16 protein-coding genes are annotated in these 16,898 nt (G+C 58.6%); 12 read left to right on the top strand and 4 right to left on the bottom strand.

The features are described 5' to 3' along the window. Positions 1-749 (top strand): SPASM domain-containing protein (locus FXB38_RS40025; RefSeq protein WP_210250995.1); only part of this gene is annotated, 749 nt, incomplete at its 5' end. A gap of 386 nt (positions 750-1,135) precedes the next feature. Here FXB38_RS40025 and FXB38_RS44335 read toward each other — a convergent pair. The 3 genes from FXB38_RS44335 to FXB38_RS40010 form a co-directional block, all read right to left on the bottom strand. Further along, entirely contained in the window at positions 1,136-1,900 is a 765-nt protein-coding gene (locus tag FXB38_RS44335) for a LysR family transcriptional regulator (RefSeq protein ID WP_347340268.1), read from the bottom strand. A gap of 213 nt (positions 1,901-2,113) precedes the next feature. Then, a complete protein-coding gene (locus tag FXB38_RS40015; protein ID WP_148756389.1) occupies positions 2,114-2,980 on the bottom strand; it encodes a phosphonopyruvate hydrolase in 867 nt (288 codons plus the stop codon). A 30-nt stretch (positions 2,981-3,010) separates the two neighbouring features. Beyond that, entirely contained in the window at positions 3,011-4,222 is a 1,212-nt protein-coding gene (locus FXB38_RS40010; protein WP_148756388.1) for an aminotransferase-like domain-containing protein, read from the bottom strand. A gap of 133 nt (positions 4,223-4,355) precedes the next feature. Here FXB38_RS40010 and phnF point away from each other — a divergent pair, with 133 nt between their 5' ends. The 11 genes from phnF to FXB38_RS39955 all read left to right on the top strand — a co-directional run bounded on the left by phnF (position 4,356) and on the right by FXB38_RS39955 (position 16,185). Continuing rightward, positions 4,356-5,105 carry a phosphonate metabolism transcriptional regulator PhnF gene (gene phnF, locus FXB38_RS40005; protein ID WP_187435485.1) on the top strand — a complete coding sequence of 250 codons (750 nt, stop codon included), beginning with the start codon at positions 4,356-4,358 and terminating at the stop codon, positions 5,103-5,105. Positions 5,106-5,489: 384 nt separating this feature from the next. After that, a complete protein-coding gene (locus FXB38_RS40000) occupies positions 5,490-6,656 on the top strand; it encodes an ABC transporter ATP-binding protein (protein WP_148756386.1) in 1,167 nt (388 codons plus the stop codon). Then, positions 6,656-7,576 carry a carbohydrate ABC transporter permease gene (locus FXB38_RS39995; protein ID WP_148756385.1) on the top strand — a complete coding sequence of 307 codons (921 nt, stop codon included), beginning with the start codon at positions 6,656-6,658 and terminating at the stop codon, positions 7,574-7,576. The genes FXB38_RS40000 and FXB38_RS39995 overlap by 1 nt, the downstream gene beginning before the upstream one ends. Further along, the gene (locus tag FXB38_RS39990) at positions 7,573-8,406 is read left to right on the top strand and encodes a carbohydrate ABC transporter permease (RefSeq protein WP_148756384.1); all 834 of its coding nucleotides are present in this window, start codon (positions 7,573-7,575) and stop codon (positions 8,404-8,406) included. The genes FXB38_RS39995 and FXB38_RS39990 overlap by 4 nt, the downstream gene beginning before the upstream one ends. Then, positions 8,403-9,677, top strand: a complete 1,275-nt coding sequence (locus FXB38_RS39985) for an extracellular solute-binding protein (protein WP_148756383.1) — start codon at positions 8,403-8,405, stop codon at positions 9,675-9,677. Before FXB38_RS39990 ends, FXB38_RS39985 begins: the two co-directional genes overlap by 4 nt. A gap of 328 nt (positions 9,678-10,005) precedes the next feature. After that, complete coding sequence (locus FXB38_RS39980) at positions 10,006-12,144, top strand: TonB-dependent receptor (RefSeq protein WP_148756382.1); 2,139 nt, start codon at positions 10,006-10,008, stop codon at positions 12,142-12,144. A gap of 28 nt (positions 12,145-12,172) precedes the next feature. Beyond that, the gene (locus FXB38_RS39975; protein WP_148756381.1) at positions 12,173-12,856 is read left to right on the top strand and encodes a MotA/TolQ/ExbB proton channel family protein; all 684 of its coding nucleotides are present in this window, start codon (positions 12,173-12,175) and stop codon (positions 12,854-12,856) included. 3 nt (positions 12,857-12,859) lie between these two features. Further along, entirely contained in the window at positions 12,860-13,255 is a 396-nt protein-coding gene (locus FXB38_RS39970; RefSeq protein WP_148756380.1) for an ExbD/TolR family protein, read from the top strand. Further along, a complete protein-coding gene (locus FXB38_RS45230; protein ID WP_430640217.1) occupies positions 13,197-14,009 on the top strand; it encodes an energy transducer TonB in 813 nt (270 codons plus the stop codon). The genes FXB38_RS39970 and FXB38_RS45230 overlap by 59 nt, the downstream gene beginning before the upstream one ends. A gap of 31 nt (positions 14,010-14,040) precedes the next feature. Continuing rightward, positions 14,041-15,045, top strand: a complete 1,005-nt coding sequence (locus FXB38_RS39960) for a succinylglutamate desuccinylase/aspartoacylase family protein (RefSeq protein WP_148756378.1) — start codon at positions 14,041-14,043, stop codon at positions 15,043-15,045. 45 nt (positions 15,046-15,090) lie between these two features. Further along, a complete protein-coding gene (locus FXB38_RS39955) occupies positions 15,091-16,185 on the top strand; it encodes a hypothetical protein (RefSeq protein ID WP_187435484.1) in 1,095 nt (364 codons plus the stop codon). A gap of 69 nt (positions 16,186-16,254) precedes the next feature. Here FXB38_RS39955 and FXB38_RS39950 read toward each other — a convergent pair. Next, positions 16,255-16,898 (bottom strand): class I SAM-dependent methyltransferase (locus FXB38_RS39950; RefSeq protein ID WP_148756376.1); only part of this gene is annotated, 644 nt, incomplete at its 5' end.

The raw sequence follows: 16,898 nt of genomic DNA, 5'->3' as shown, positions 1-16,898 counted from the left end.
CAAGAAAAGTGGGTACTAGCATCTTTCGGCAAGCTGTGGAGGCGCTCGATATCTGCCGCCGCGAGGGCATCTCGCGGACTTGCATCATGGCGGCGATGAACTGGAACTTCTCCATCGGGCACATTGAAGCACTCGCCAAGTTGGCGAAATCGCACGACGCCAACGTCCGGATCAACCCGATCAAGCCGACCGAGCCCGCGCATATGAGGATCGCGCTTCCGCCGAGCATGTACTATGCCGGTTTCGCCCGGCTGATGGAGTTGTGCGATCCCGTGGACCTGGGCGAACCTCCCATCGCGGCGGTGACCAACACCTCGGAGGCTCGGCGATGTCCTTGCGGACGAACGTCATTCAGAATCCACTCGATCTCGCCAGACGGCAAGGTCCATGTGAGTCCTTGCGTCTATCTACATGACTACAAATCGGAATTCGATCTGCTGACGAATGAGCTGTCGGAGATCATTTCCAGCCCGCAATTTCGGGTGTTCAGGCAGCGCAACGCAAATCCGGACATAGTCGAGGGATGCAGCGGGTGCTCGTTGCTCGCCAAATGCGGCGGGGGATGCGTGGCCAGGTCATATCTGTATCGTCGGCACATGACGGGCGGCACGACCATGCTTGCGCGCGATCCCTATTGCCCGGCGGAGCAAAGGCCACAGCAAGCCTTTCCACAATCGCCAGCTCTGAAGAGAGAGGAGCGATTGGTTCATATGGACTACCTTTGTACCTGGATCGGCCAGCCACACTAGCATCTTCCTGACGACATCAAGGGCTGGTTGATGTCTGAGAAACTTAGCAACCAAAGGAGCTGACTATGGGTGACGCACAAGGTGAGCGCGGCAAGCCGCACCCCGTCCCGACGTGCTTGGGAAAACACACTGAATAAAGCAAGAATATATTTGGAAGCCTTAAGCTCTCGATACGAAGAGCCCAACGCCTGTGCGTCGTGCAACATGCGCAAGGCATGCAACTGATGATCTAGCGGTGACTTCAAATACGCTGATACCTCTGATGCAAGCGCCAACCCGCGCTCCAAGTCCGCTGTGTTACCTGCGTCACCCCTAAAGCGAGGCTAGGCGAAACCAGATACCACCTCAAGTCGAAAGTTTTGCAAGAGTCGCTGGCTTTCTGGCGGTCAGTCGAGTCGAAAGCTACCTGCAACCGTTTCTTCCACCACACTAAACCCGTCCTTCTCTTCCGGCCAATTAGCACCGTTCACCGGCTGCATGGCTGCAAGTGCTGCGCACTCGCCCTCTTCGTTCCCGTCGCAAGCGATGCACCCGCCGTCTCCGGCGCTGGCCTCCGTCAGAAGGCCGCGATTGGCGCGGTCAAAACGATGGAGGAAACAATGCGCCTGATGCGGACCGAACTTTGCGGTCTCGCGGCCAAGATCTGCGCGGCGCTGCCGACCTTCCCCGAAGGATCGCCTCAACGCACCGCGGCGGGACGTCAATCTCCGCAACATCTGGGCCGTCCTGGCGCGCCGCGACTTCTCGCCCTGACGCGCTCGGCAACGCCCCTGTCGGTTCGCACCGGCAGGGGAGACGCGTCGTCGGCCGATGCCCTGCATGCGAAAAATCTGACGGGTCTGGCGCGCGATTTCCTTAGACGTGTATCGACATCGGGGAAACGGTGCCGGTGCTCGAGGAGGGTGCCCCCGAAAATTGCCAGCCGAAAGAGAGGCGTGAACCCCGATGGTCAATTGACCGCTCTCACCGCGCGAGTGGTTCTTGACACGAACCGTGATTGCTTCCGTCTCATCCAGGATGCGCTGGGCATCATCGAGGAATTCCTGTCCCTCGATGGTCGGTCGCGTGCCGCCGTTCGTGCGCTCGAAGAGCGTGACCCCCAACTTGTATTCGAGGTCTCGCAGGCGACGACTAAGAGTCGGTTGCTTGATTCTGAGCGTCTCTGCCGCTTGGCGTAAGCTTCGGTGCTGGGACGCGGCGATCGCCAGCGCAAACCTCGAAATTCCACTGGCACGGTCGAAGGCCTATGGCGAGTTGCGTGTAGCGCGCGATCTCCAGTATTCGGTCAACGACCAGCGGTGCGCGCGCGTGGTAGACTCGGTGTCCGCCCCTCGGACTAGGCAATAAGGACAGGTTGGAAGACCTTAGCGCAGGAACTGCTTCTCGACGAGTTTCACCCGGTCCATTCCCTGCAGGCGGAAGATTTCTTCGACGGGAACGATATCCTTGTTCACCGTGTGAATGCCGCCATCGCGGCGAATGCGCGCAAAGACATCCTTCATCGCCGTCACAGATGCGCGAATTGCATGGTTGCCGTAGATCACCATCCTTATTTTGCCCAAGGCGGAGATCCGCCCCTCGTTCATCTCTGGATAGGCGGTCGGCACGATGACTATCGGAGCATCGCCGCTCCAGGCGCGCACAAAGCTTTCCACCTCATCTGGCGTGTTCTGCTTGGAGTGGATGAGGATCATGTCCGCGCCAGCCGCCTCATAAGCTGCCGCGCGCTTGAGTGCCTCCGCCTCCCCTAGACCCGCAATCAATGCTTCGGTGCGAGCGATGACCACGAAGTTGGGATCTCGCCGCGTGGCAAGAGCCGCAGAAATCTTGCCCTGAAACTCCTCGATCCGGAGCAACTCCTGCCGGCCTGTGATCGCAAGGCTAGACACCTTGGGAAAGGTCTTGTCCTCGATAACGACTGCCGCGGCACCGGCACGCTCGTATTCGGCAATTGCATGGGTGACGTTGATGGCATTGCCAAAGCCGGTATCGATATCGGCAACGATGGGCAAATGCGTGAAACCTGACATCGCACGCACCATGTCAAGATGCTGAGTCATGCTGATGAAGGACAGATCGGGCAGGCCGTAAAGAGCCGAGAGCTCAAAGCCGGAGGCCCAAATTCCATCGAACCCCGTCTCCTCGGCGAGCTTTGCCGACAATGGGCTGTGAGCCGCCATCACGTGCAACAGCCGACTCTCGTTTAGCTTTCCCCGCAATATTGAGGCCATAGGAACTCCGATTCAGCTCAGTGGCGTCTTTCAACAAGGGTTGGGTACTGATCGCTCTTCTTGATACTCTGCCGCCGGTCTCCGATCGAGGAGAGCTGCTAACCGCGCGATCCCGACCTCGGCCGCCCGCCGGCTCGATGGCGTTGAAAGCGACAATCGCACGGCGTTCGGCACGGGCTGATTGTCAACGGCAAAGTGCTCGGCGCTCCTAAGCAAGACGCCGGCAGCTACCGCCGATCGTACAAAGCTGTCGCACGTCCACGGCGCCGGCAAGGGCAACCAGACATGCATCGATCCCGGTTTTGAGATAAGACCGATCTGGCCTAGCGCGCCACGTGCAATCGCCTCCCGCGCTGCATTCTCCTCCCGGATCGCCTCGGAAATCAAATCCGCCGCGCCCGAAAGCGTCCAACTTGCAACGACGGCGGTCAACAGTGGAGCCGCAGTCCAGAACGAGAGCCGTTCGACCGGCGCCAGCGCCGAATCGCATTGTGCTCGCGAAGGCGCCACCACGTATGCCAAGCGTAACCCATGCGCGAGTCCTTTCGTCGCGCTCATGACGTACCACACGACGTCTGGCGCGATCTTGGCAATCGGTGCGGTGGCATCGGGATGCAACCGTCCAAGGGCGTCATCCTCGATGATCGGCACCCCGTAACGACGGGAAATATCTGCAAGAGCAACTCTACGGGATAACGGCATGATTGCCGTGGTCGGATTTTGCACCGTGGGATTGCAGTAAAGGGCGCGGACGCCGCCCTTCCGGCAGGCCCTTTCGAAGGATTCAGGCAGAATACCATCCCCGTCGACATCAAGTCCCGCCAACTCTATGCCGGCTATCCCGGCAAGCTCACGCAAGGCCCCGTAAGACAAGCGTTCGGTAAGCAATCGGCCACCTTTGCCGACCAGGTGATGAAACAGGATAAGGAGCGCGCTCTGCGTCCCGTTGGTCGTAAGGATGCATTCGATATCGATCGCATCGCCAAGGCGTGGCGCCAGATAGCGCGCCCCACCGAGTCTTCCGCTGGACGAGCCACGCGCTGCACCGCCATGAATCAATCGGTCGAGATCATGCTCAGAACGAAGCCGATCAATCGCGCGAGCCAATTCGGCGTCAAGCCTAGGCACCGCAGGCGGCAATGAACGCGTGAAATCAACAAGCGAGCTCTCGTGGAGGGGTTCGGAAATTTGTGGTGCTTGGATTTGCATAGAAGCTGGGGTTGTATCTGCAACAGGAATCATTCCGAGCCAGTCGGCTCGGCTGCCATGGGCAGTTTGAGTCTATAACCATACGACGTTGCCAAGTCAAAGGTTCTATACAACTATTCGCAAACCGAGCTTACAATACGCTTGGACAGGTCAGAGAAAGGCAGTCGTGAATTCAAATCGTATTGAGCGGGCAGGTGTCAGCTTGTGGCGACAAGTCGGCGACGTGCTGGCTGAGGATATTGCAAACGGTACTTTCACAGCAGGCGAGCGTCTACCGTCGAGTGAATCGCTTGCTGCACGCTTTAGTGTCAATCGACACACGGTGCTAAAGGCCATTGCACACCTGGAATCGGAGGGCTTTCTAAGAATCGAGCGGGCGCGCGGCGCTTATGCCGTCGTGAATCCCATTGAATTGCGCCTCGGTGCCAGAAGTTGGTTCGAGCAGAACCTTCGCGACGGCAATCGCACGCCATCACGCAAGCTCATTGCGATGGAAAGAGTTCGCGCCTCGCTGGAGACCGCGACGGCACTCCAGATCAAGCCCGGCAGTCCGGTTCTCTTCGTGACCCTGCTGGGCGAAGCGGATGGATTTCCGGTCAACTACAACTACAACTATTTTCCCCTGAAGCGTATGCCGGGCCTGGAGGAAGCTTTCCGGGACATCGGTAAGGAGCCCACGGAGGACTTCTCTTTCGGCAAGATCTTCAAGTCCATCGGCGTGAAGGATTTTCGACGCAAGACGATCCGAATTCGCGCGCGACCGCCGAGCCGCGAAGAGGCAATGCATCTGAAGATGCCGATAAGCGCTTACATTCTACTGACAGAAGTCGTTCAGGTCGACAGCAAGGACATCCCCGTCGTGTATGCGGAAACCTGCTACAGCGCCGGCCGCGTGAGCTTACTCTTAGACATCTGATGCCTCGCGTTTGACGGGTTCGCGTCGGCTCGGCCGAACCGTGCTGACCGAGTCGGGCGGTGTCTGTCTCAAGCGCTGGTGGCACCTGCTTTAGTCCATGATCGCCTCCTTTCTGGCGAAGCTTGCCCTGGAAAGCCACGCTGGCCGGATCGAAGTCGCCGATCGGTGCCCGGGCTCTTGGGCATGCCTCCCCCACTGACCCGGCTTTCTCCCGGAAGCCTTAGTCACCGAAGTTGCGTCAGCGTCCAAACATTCAAACATTCCACTCTACGTGCCTCAGAATATTCGGCCTTTGGAGCAACAGGGCTGCTGTCATCAAACGGTCATGCGGCAATGGTTCTATAACCATAATCTCCAGGCGTGGTCCAGATGTGAGGAACTCCTTTGGTAGGCGTATCCGTTCGCGGAATTTCTAAATCGTTCGGCTCCGCTTCGATTCTCAACGGGATATCGCTCGATATCTGCGACGGAGAGTTCTTGACTCTTCTCGGTCCGTCGGGCTGCGGTAAATCCACTCTCCTAAGGATCATCGCTGGGCTCGAGCAGCAGGATTGCGGGACTATCGAGGTCGCCGGCATCAAAGTCGATCACCTCCGTCCCAAGCTGCGCGACGTCGCGATGGTGTTTCAGTCATACGCCCTCTACCCGCATCTGACAGTCTCGGAGAATATGGCGCTGCCTCTGAGAATGCGCAGACTTTCGGCTTGGCAGCGACTTCCTGTCATAGGTGCTCTCCTCCCAAATGTTCGCTCGGTGTGCACCGAGATCAAGACCGAAGTAGCGCGGACCGCGAAGGCGCTCGGGATCGACCATCTCCTCTCACGCAAACCCAGCCAACTTTCCGGCGGTCAGCGTCAACGTGTGGCCGTCGGCCGGGCCATGGTTCGCCATCCTGCAGTCTTTCTGATGGACGAGCCGCTCTCCAATCTGGACGCGAAGTTACGCGTCCAGATGCGCGGTGAAATCAAGGAGCTGCATCGTCGCCTTGGCGTGACCTTCGTCTACGTCACCCATGATCAGACGGAAGCCATGACCATGTCCGATCGCGTCGCGGTCATGCTGGATGGTCAAGTTGCGCAAGTGGCATCGCCGCGGCAGATCTACGCTTGTCCCGCGGATCGACGAGTTGCCGAATTGATAGGTGCGCCCAAGATCAACCTGCTCGAGGCCGCGCCGAGAGGCGAGGGACTCTTGGCTATTGCGGGGTCTACCCTTGCGGTCGACAATGTGCTGGATTTCGGAGACAGCGTCACGGTTGGTATCCGCCCGGAGTCGCTGCAGTTTGCCGACCGCGCCGGCCTGAATACATTGACGGGTAGGCTGCGCTATGTCGAGCATGTTGGCGCCGATCTATTCGCTTATGTCGACGTCCCAGGCTCGCGCGAACCTTTGGTTGCGCGCCTTCCGGTCGAGCTTGCCTCAAGGCTTCAATCCGACCAAACCCTACATCTCCGAGTTCGGTGCGAGCAGGCGCTGCTTTTTTCCGCCGATGGGCGCCGACTTTCCGAGGGCGATGGTCAAGTCACTCCGCTTCGGAGCTACGCAGAGTGATGTCGCAACAGCAAGTTGTTGTCGACCGAGAGTTGTGGGTCGAAACAGGATCTGCGGAGGCGCTTGCCGGCTATGCCCTGGTCGGGCCGGCTTTGTTTCTCATCTTGGTGCTGTTCATCTTGCCGGCGGGGGCCGTTCTCGCAATCGCCGCGACCGACTGGCATCTCGGGGCAAAGACGCTGTCATTCATTGGCACGGCGAACTTCACCAGCCTGCTCGCCGATCGAGCGTTCCGTGCGGCGCTGTTCAATACGGCTGCTTACGTCCTTATGGTTGTGCCAAGCACGCTGGTTCTCGGGCTGTCCCTGGCGCTCCTGATCGAGAGCGGTAAGAGCTTGCGCGCCTTCTATCGCGCAATCCACTTCTTGCCATTTATGACCTCGCTTGCCGCCATGGCAATCGTGTGGGAGGCGCTGCTGCATCCGACGATCGGCTTGGTCAACCAGGTATTGGCGGCTGTTGGGTTGCCGACCGCCAACTGGCTCCGTAGCGAGACGACGGTCTTGCCCATCCTGGCGGTCATCGGCACCTGGCAAAGTCTTGGCTTGGCGCTGGTGCTGTTCCTCGCGGGCCTCAAAGCCATTCCGCAGGAGCTCTACGATGCCGCCGAGATCGATGGCGCTGATGGGTTGCTCGATCGCTTGCAGACCGTGACCCTGCCGTCACTAGCTCCGGTCTCCCTCTTCGTGGTCATCGTCGTGATGCTGCGCGCTTTCGCGACCTTCGATATTGTCCAGATCCTGACAAAGGGAGGGCCCGACGACGCCTCGGTCATGCTTTTGTACGCGCTGTACCGAGAGAGTTTCGAGTATTTGAGGACCGGTTACGGAGCAGCCATCGCCGTCATCTTTCTGGTGATCGTTATCGCTCTTGCAGCGATTCAGACGCGCGTCGTGAACACCCGGACGTCTCGCTCATGACCCCGCGTACGAAAATTCTGTCTGGCCTAGTTCGCCACGTCATACTCCTGACGACCGGCTCACTCGTTCTTGTGCCCTTTATCTGGATGGTGAGCTTGTCTTTAAAGCCGCCGGCCGAACTCTTCTCGTCGAACTTTACCTTGCTGCCGGAGCATTGGTTCGCGGTGGAGAATTATACCAAGGCGCTCACCGCAGCGCCTTTGCCAAGATACATGCTGAACGGAGTGATCGTATGCGCGGCGATCCTTCTGCTGCAAATCATCGTTTGCGCGCCAGCCGCCTATGCGCTTGCGAAAATTCGTTTCGCCGGTCGCGAGATCATCTTCGGGTTCGTGCTGATCGGTCTGCTCATTCCGCATCAGGTGTTGGCATTGCCGCTGTTCATTCTGTGCTACTGGCTTGGAATTCTCAACACTTATGCTGCGCTGATCTTCCCGTTTGTTGTCTCACCCTTCGGCATCTTCCTGTTCCGCCAGTTCTTTATGTCCATCCCTGACGACATCGTCCATGCCGCTCGGCTGGACGGCCTTTCGGAGCTGAGCATCGTGTGGCGGATTATGCTGCCCATGTCCCTTCCTGCCGTCATCGCCTTTTCGATTGTCTCGGTCGTCGGCCATTGGAATGATCTCTTCTGGCCACTTCTCGTAGTGCACTCGCAAGAGTTCATGCCTCCATCACTCGGCATCGTCACCTTCGCCAATGCGGAAACCGGCAATGATTACGGACCGTTGATGGCAGGGGCTACGCTGGTTGTCGCACCCTTGGTCATTGCCTTTTTTGCTGCGCAGCGTTGGTTTATCGAAGGACTTACGGCCGGAAGCGTCAAATGAGCGTTCTGAAGATCATGAGCCAGCGCTGCTTGCCTGCTGTGATTGTCCTCGGTGCCGTTTTGATCGGAAACGTTGCACATGCCCAATCCACCGTCTTGCGCGTTTCCGCGGCGCCCTCGATCTTCTCCAAGACGTTTCGCGCCCTGGCATCTGCGTTCGAGAGGGAGAACCCCGATGTTCGCATCGATCTTGACGTCTCGCAATTCGACCAGCCGGCGATCATGCGGCAGACTCTGCGAATGGCAATCTTCGGCGACTTACCGGACGTTTCTTTTCAGGGCTCCAACTATCTCCGCCTGCTTGCCGACCGCAATTTGCTGATACCGCTGGACCGGTTCATGAATGCCGATCCTGCGTGGAATCCACAACTCTACTCCCCCTCGGTGGCATCCGCCGGCCGCGTCGGCAAGATGACTTACGGTCTCGGCGTCGGGATGTCCTTCCCTATCGTTTTTTACAACAAATCCCTCGTCTCGAAGGTTCAGGAGGGAGCTAGTTCATTCCCTGGCAATTGGGATGGCATCCTAGAAGTCGCAAGACGCATCCAGTCAGAAAACAACCAGGTCCTCGGACTCTTCTCCGAATACAACTCATTCATGTTCCAAGGGCTGGTGGGCTGCTTCGGCGGATCCATGATGAATGCCGACGACTCTCGGATCACCTTTACGGACAACGCCGGCCAAGAGGCGATGGAATTGATACGTCGCATCGGTCTCGCCGGACAGGCGAAGGTCGACATGACCAAATCGCAATCGCGGCAGGCGTTTACAGGAGCGCGGATCGCGATCCTTCTGGATTCGAGCAGCAGCCTCGCATCTTTTGAAAGCGAAGTGGCCGGTCGGTTCGAAATCGGGACGGCTCCGCTGCCAATGACTGGAAGTGATGCATCCCTCCCCACAGCCGGCATAACGGTCGTCATGCATACGACCGACCCTGCCCGGCAGGGCCTCGCATGGCGTTTCATGAAGTTCGTAACCGGCGTAGAGGGGCAAACTGTGGTCGCAACCACGACCGGCTATGTTCCCGCCAACGAAACCGCGATCGCGAATCCGGGGTCTCTCGCCGACCACTATGCGGCGCATCCAAATATGCAGGCGGCGCTGCGTTCCACCCCGCGTAGTCGAGGCTGGTATGCCTTCCCAGGCGAAAACGCTGGTCGGATTGACATGATGATCGAGGATCGCGTGGGCGAAGTCATGAGACTTCGACAACTTCCAGCCCCGGCGCTCGATCGCCTTGCCAAGGATATCAGCACTCAGCTGCCGAAATGATGCGTCAGGTATCCCTGGCGATGCGATTCTGCGTTCGTTGAAGTCCAAAAACGAGCGTATTCGCAGCTTTCGCGCACCGTCATTTGCTAGACCCTAAGCCCATTGCATTGGCTTGAGCGCCGAGTGCCTCGCTTTGCGATTGCGCCAGCTATCGATCCCATCCCTCAGCGGCGCCGAGAACAGTGCACACGCCAAGCGAAAAAGCGCGCGATCTTCTGACTGTCACAAAACGGTAGACTCCAAACTATAATTATAGAACTAATAGAGCAGGGGTGCGCCGCTGACGATGAGTACGTGGCGGTCAAACGGGCAACAGGAGGGCCTATAGATGCGTGGAGTTTCGAGTATCGCAGACCGGCGGGGGATCAGGCGCCACTACGCCGCACTTTGGCTGGCTGCAAGCGTTCCGCCGGTGATCGGGGCGACCGGTGCTCACGCCCAGACGACGGACCTCGGGACCGTCGAGACCTCGGATAGTGCAGGCGATGTCAATTCTGCCGTCCATCAAGCGCCGACGACAACGCCCTTGACTGCGACGCAGCCTACGTCCGTCATCGACAGGCACTACATCGAAAACAATATTTCGGCGACCAGCAACTTCGACAAGATCATCAACGTCGCCCCCAGCGTGATGACTTCGCCGAGCGGATTTGGTGGAGATGACGCAAAAATCTCGATCCGTGGCTTTCAAGTCGGCCAGTTCAACATCACCCTCGACGGAATCCCGCTTAGGGCGTTCAACCTTCTCCAGCGTAGCGGAAGCTTCGTCATGACGAACGACCTAGGGCAGGTCTCCATTGACCGCGGCCCGGGCACGGCGTCGACCGTGGGCGATGCGACGTTCGGCGGCACGGTGGCAATGCAGACCAAGTCGCCGATGTCGACCATGGCCACAACAGCGACGACGAGTTACGGCAGCTTCAACACCCAGCTTTACGGTCTTCAATTTGATTCCGGCCAGATCAAGGGCGCTAACGGCGCTTCGCTCTTCCTCGACACGCAGTTTACAAAGAGCGACGGGTATTTCACAAACACGGCTAAACAGCGTGAAAATGCGGCACTCAAGATCCAGCAGCCGCTCAGCGACAATACCATGCTCACCTTCGTATCGATCTACAATGATGAAATACGAAATTATTTTCAGGGCGCGTCACTCGCTCAAATTGCCGCCTATGGCCCGAACTATGGGCTGTCCTCCAACCCTAACCAGCAGCAGTACGCTGGCTACAATCGCTGGAGCCTGCAGACCGACTTCGAATACCTCGGCCTGAAGTCCGATTATGGCGACGGCTGGCACCTCGAAAATAAGGCCTACACCTACGGATATAACGCCGCGGCGCTGCTTCTGGGAAAGGATGTCAGTGAAAATTCAAGGCTCGGCACGATCTTCGGTGCTAGCAACGTGCCAGGCTCGGCGAATCCCGCGAACTATCGCTCCTATGGCGATGTAGTCTCGCTTACGAAGGATCTGCCTGATGGGGCGGTAAAGATCGGGGCCTGGGCCGACCACCAGCCGGGCTATCGGGCTAACTTCAACGTCGATATGACGTTGGCGCAGAAATACATCTCGACCAACTACAACCAGCACCTCACGCTGGATACGGTTCAGCCCTATGTTGAAGCAGATTGGAAAGCGCTGCCCGACCTGACGATTACGACCGGCGCGAAGTATGCCTATGTCATACGCAGCTATGAATCACTCGTCGACCCTAACACAAAGGGGCCCCTTGACTATGCTCAGACTTGGGCGAAGGTTCTGCCCTCGCTTGCCGCGAACTATAAACTGTTGTCCAACTGGTCGGTTTATGCGCAGGCTGCGCAAGGCTTTTTGACCCCTCCCAATGGTCTGACCACCACGGCCTCAGTACAACCTCAAACCACTTGGAACTATCAGGTTGGTACGTCGTACCAGAGCAAGACCTTCACGCTTGCCGGCGACGTCTACTACATCGACTTCAGCAATATGATCGCATCGCAGACGATCGGCGGTATCACCAACTACTTCAACGCCGGCGGCGTGATTTACGAGGGCGTGGAAGTCGAAGGAACGGTCCACGTCGGCAACGGCTTCAGCGTGTTTGCCAATGGCAGCCTCAACAGCGCGAAGAACAAGCAAACCGGCCAATGGATCGCCCAGGCGCCGAACGCAACAGCTGCGACCGGCCTGATCTATGAAGAGGGCAATTGGCATGCCTCACTAACGGACAAATGGGTCGGCCAGCGCTTCGGCGATGTCGGAGAAAAGCAACCGCTGTCACCATTCAATCAGCTCGACATGGCCATCACCTACAAGGTCAAGAACCCGCTGCCCAATTTGGCCGCAGTGACGGCGAAATTTGGGATCGACAACCTCCTCGACAGTCATGCGGTCGTAGACTTTGCCGGCTATTCCGGCGGGTCAGTGACGCCGCTGTTCTACACGCAGATCGGCCGGAACATCTATAGCAGCCTGTCTGTGCAGTTCTGACAGCAAATCATCATCGAAGGAATTGAACATGACTCTGGATCGTCTCACCGAACTCGCGGCGCAGTCCGATGGCATTCTCTACGTTATGGCCGTCCTGCTGCTAATCGCGCTCACCGTCATCATCGATCGCTTCTGGTATCTTGGCCGCACCGTCCGTCGCGGAAAGCGCGTCACCCGCATCGTCGCGCAATTTGCGCACCTCGACCGGAAGACGCTTGCGGACCTCGTCGAGAAATCACCGCGGCTGCCGCATCGCGCCTTGCTGGAAGTGCCGCTGCAGCATCCCGAGTTGAAGGACCCGCATCGATTGTCGGAGCTCCTGGAGGAAGCGATCTTATGGCAGGCCCCCAAGCTGGACAGCCGCTTGTGGATGCTCGACACCATCGTAACACTTGCGCCTTTGCTCGGCCTTCTCGGCACGATCGCTGGCATGGTCAAGGCGTTCGCAGTGCTCGGCGACGCCGGCAACGCGGCGACGCAGATCACCGGCGGCGTGGGCGAGGCTCTGATTGCGACCGCATGCGGCCTGCTGATCGCCATTGTAGGTCTCGTTTGCTTCAACAGCCTGAACAACTGGACGCGGCTCATCGTTCATCAACTTGAGACTTTGAAGATCTCCATGGTCAACCGTCTCGATGCGCCTCGGGTCGCTTTAGGCGAGAAGCGTTCTCACGGTCCCGCTATCCACCCGGTTGCAAATACGGGGACCTGACCAATGCGATATCTCGAAGTGCGGAAGGGCCGCATAGAAATCATCCCGATGATCGACATCATGCTCTTCCTGCTGGTGTTCTTCATCATGATCACGTTGCGAATGATCCCGGCGACCGGCATCGCCTCGCAGCTTCCGCAGAGCAGCACCGCACAGGATCTACCGCATCCAAAGATCGTCGTTACCATGTTTGCCGACGGCGCTATCGAGACGGATGGTCAAAAACTGACAATTGACGATCTGACGGCCAAATTGGCGGCCGAGCCGGACCGAGAGCACGCGGCCGTTACCATTGCCGGAGCCGGCACCGCCACGCTCCAGAATCTTCTCGCAGTGATGGATGCGTGCCGCAAAGCCGGCATTGTCCAGGTGGGACTCGCCGCGAAGGAAGCCAAGTAGGAGTGCAATCGTTGTGAGCATCGCGACAGCCGACCATTTCAGCTCACCGCAGGAGCGCTCCGCGCTGCCGGCTTCGTTTGCCGCCGCGCTATTGCTGGAGGGCCTCTGTTTTCTTGCCGTCGTCGGCTGGCTCACACAACGCCCGGCCAAAATCGAGTCCTCGGCGCCGACCATGCAGATCTCGCTGGTGGCAGCTCCGGCGGATCCGCCTCCTATGGCCGCGGAAACTCCGCCGGTGCCCGAAGAGACTCCCCCGGTGCCCGAAGATCCTCAAGTGACTCCACCGCCCGCGGAGGTCCCTCCGCCGCCGGCAGAGGTTGCTCCACCGGAACCTGCTCCGCTGCCTCCGAAGGCGGAGGCGCCAGTCGTACGCCCTAAGCGGGCAAAACCTCAGCCGCAGGTCCAGCGGAAACCCGCCGCTCGCCCCGCGCAGCAACAAGCGACGGCGAGCGCGGCGCCCAGCGCCGGCGCGATGTCAAGCTTTCAAGGCCAAATGCGACGTGCCGTGGAAAGTGCGCTGGTCTACCCGGCGTCTGCGCGCGCCTCGGGCCAGCATGGTCGTGCGCGTGTAACGTTTGCCTTTCTCGATGGACATGTGTCGGGAGTCAGCCTGGCACAAACGAGTGGCTCTTCGCTTCTGGATCAGGCCGCACTCGCCACCGTCAGGAGCGCGCATTATCCAGCTCCGCCCCCCGAACTAAGCCACCAGACGCTTCATCTCAGCGTCTACGTCGAATTCAAAGCGGGCCAGTGATGGCCGCACGCGGAGTTGAAGCGAGAGCGCAATGAGATTGAACATAGACCTCGACGGGGAAGGCAGGCAAACGGGAAGCATCAGCCTTCCTTCATCGACCAACGATTCCGCTTACCGTCAGATTCAAATACCCATCGTCACGCTCCGCAACGGAGAGGGGCCACGTATCCTGCTCATGGCGGGAAACCATGGCGATGAATTCGAGGGCCAGATCATACTGACAAGGCTGGCACGCGAACTGGACCTACGTCACATACGCGGGGGCCTCGTACTGCTTCCAGCGATCAATCTGCCGGCGGCATTGGCAGGCACGAGAACCTCGCCGCTGGACAACGGCAATTTGAATCGGAGTTTCCCAGGCAATCCCCGGGGCACGCCGACCGAACGCATCGCAGATTTTATCGAGAAGACGCTGATCCCTGATTCGGATTTTCTCATCGACCTTCATTCCGGCGGAAATTCTCTCAACTATTTGCCTGCTCCGAGCGTCACCGACATCGACGATGAAGCGGTACGCACGAAACTGCTAGGTATACTCCGCGCATTTGGATCGCCTGTCGGCTACGTATTCTCCGAACCGCCGACGACAGACGTAGGTACGATCGGATCGTGCCGCCGCGCTGGAATTGAGCGTCTTGGCACCGAGCTTGGCGGCGGGGGCGGCGTCTCACCGGCAGCGGTAGCGCTCGGAGAAGCCGGCGTGCTTCGCGTGCTCGCTCATCTCGGTGCGCTCGATCCCGATGCCATTGCAACTTTGCCTCCACCAAGTTCGATGAAGATCCTTAGGCGACCTAGCCCGCACACCAGTTACTACGTTTACGCCGAGAGCACAGGCGTCTTCGAGCCGTTCATCGAGCTTGGCGCGCGAGTTTCACCAGGCCAACCGGTGGGGCAAATCCTCACGCCGGAAGTACCCTGGCACGAACCGTTCACCGTTCACTCAAGCGTCACGGGCACGCTCATCTGTCGGCGGGCGCTGGGTCTTGCGCGCAGAGGCGACGGGCTGATGGTCTTCGCTGAAGACCTTGGCTGCTGAACCGGCAACAGATCGGCTCTGACGCCCGCCGGGCTGGGACACGGAATGAGTACAATGGGAACAACTCCAACACAGCACGACTTGGACGGCCTGCTACCGTCTGAGTTTCTGGTAGAAGCCTCCGGCGTTCCTGCCATCGCATATGTCCGCGCGGGCTCGCCGGGATCTCCCACGATCGTCGGGCTTCCTGGAGGCGGCCATCTGGCAAGGGTGTTCTACGGTCACCCCGGCAGTCGGGCGGAGGATTTTCTTGACTATTGGCTCGAGAAAAGCGGCTTTGGCCTCATCGCTCTTTCCTATCCGTCCGATCATCGTGTCTTTCGCCGTCGCCTGCCCGATTTGACGGTGACAGATTGGGGAAACGCCGCCGCGGCGATAACGGCCGAAATCATCAAAACGCGTGGTTTGCGTGGTCCGACTGTGCCGATCGGATGGAGCATGGCTGGCCGCGCCTTTCGGGCGTTCAATGTTGCCGCACGCAGTGCGGATCTCGATATGCCGGGGTTCATTGCACTCGCAGCGTTCCCACCAATGCCAGGTATGGTTCGCGTAGATCCGAAAGGAGAGCCATTTACTGTGGAAGGCTTCTGGAGAACCGGCTGTGATGATGCAGGCCTTTCCGCTCGCAACGAATCCTTTCTCCGTGACATCAATTGGGGGGAGACGGAGCTCATCGACGCTGCCGCATACGCGGAGTACTACATTGTGAACACTCCGATCCGGTTGCGAGGTGAACCCAATCAACGGGCCGGTCTTGAACGCAATTCCCTGCTCGACACAATCGCCGACCTGGGAACTTTTGCCTACCCGGATTATCCCTTCACGGGCGTGATCGCGCCTACGCGGATAAGTGACGCGCGACACGCTCTCACCGATCAGGCGACGTGGGGTTTCCTGAACAGCCAGAAGCTCTTCTCCGAGTATTCTGCCGCGAACTCGATGCCGGCGCTCGACGGGGCCTGGAGCCAGTTGCGAGAATTGGCCTTGCAGCTCCCAACCCGCCTCTGTCGGTATGTGGAGGGAGCTCATTTCTTCTTTGTTGGACGCGACGGCGCCGCGCAAACCGCATTGCACATTGAGGATTTGTGCAAGCAGCTTGAGGATTTGCAGGTGACCATGGCGCGGCTCCTGGCACCATGAGTAAAGTTGGAATGGCCCGCTCTTAAACTACCATTGCCTCCTATCGATTGTCGCCATCCGAGAGAGCCGCTATTTGGCCTGGAACGTCCATGCCCGGGTGATCCAAATCGTACGGATCCACGATTCGCGAGGAATCATCCGCGCCGTCTTATTCAGAATGTCATCCCATTGCTGTTTGGACACTTGACTTGGAACATCATGGCTGGCTTTCCACGTGTCCAGAAAGCGTTCAGGGGTGAAGTGTTGCTCATGGCGCGCTTCCACGTAGCAATATTCGGAAAACAGACCATTCGGGTCGATCGCGTCCATCATATCTGCAATCGACTCACCCGTTCTCTTGAGACCGGGCGCTTCGCATTTCACCATCTCCTCAATCTCGCGCTGAAGCTGATCTCGCTTCAAGTCTCTAATGTTCCAGATAATCGTCAGAAAGCCGTGCTCCCTGAGTATTCGGTAGGCTTCCTTGAACATCTTGTATGCATCAACAAATTGGTACGCATTTCCAAGGAGCGCCCAATTTACTGAATTGTCGGGCAGTCGGGACGATTCGGCGGTACCTGACATCCACTGGAAGCGAGAGTCATGAGGAGCAAGGCGGTAGGCAACAGCGTGCATTGCGTCGTTGGGCTCAACGGCATAGCCGGTTACTCTTTGGTCGTCGAAAGATCGCAACAGGTTGCCCGTGCCAGCACCTAGTGGCTCGGCACAGTGAT

The sequence above is a fragment of the Bradyrhizobium cytisi genome, assembly GCF_008123515.1.
Lineage (GTDB): Bacteria > Pseudomonadota > Alphaproteobacteria > Rhizobiales > Xanthobacteraceae > Bradyrhizobium > Bradyrhizobium cytisi.
This window is presented reverse-complemented; position numbering and strand designations above follow the sequence as displayed.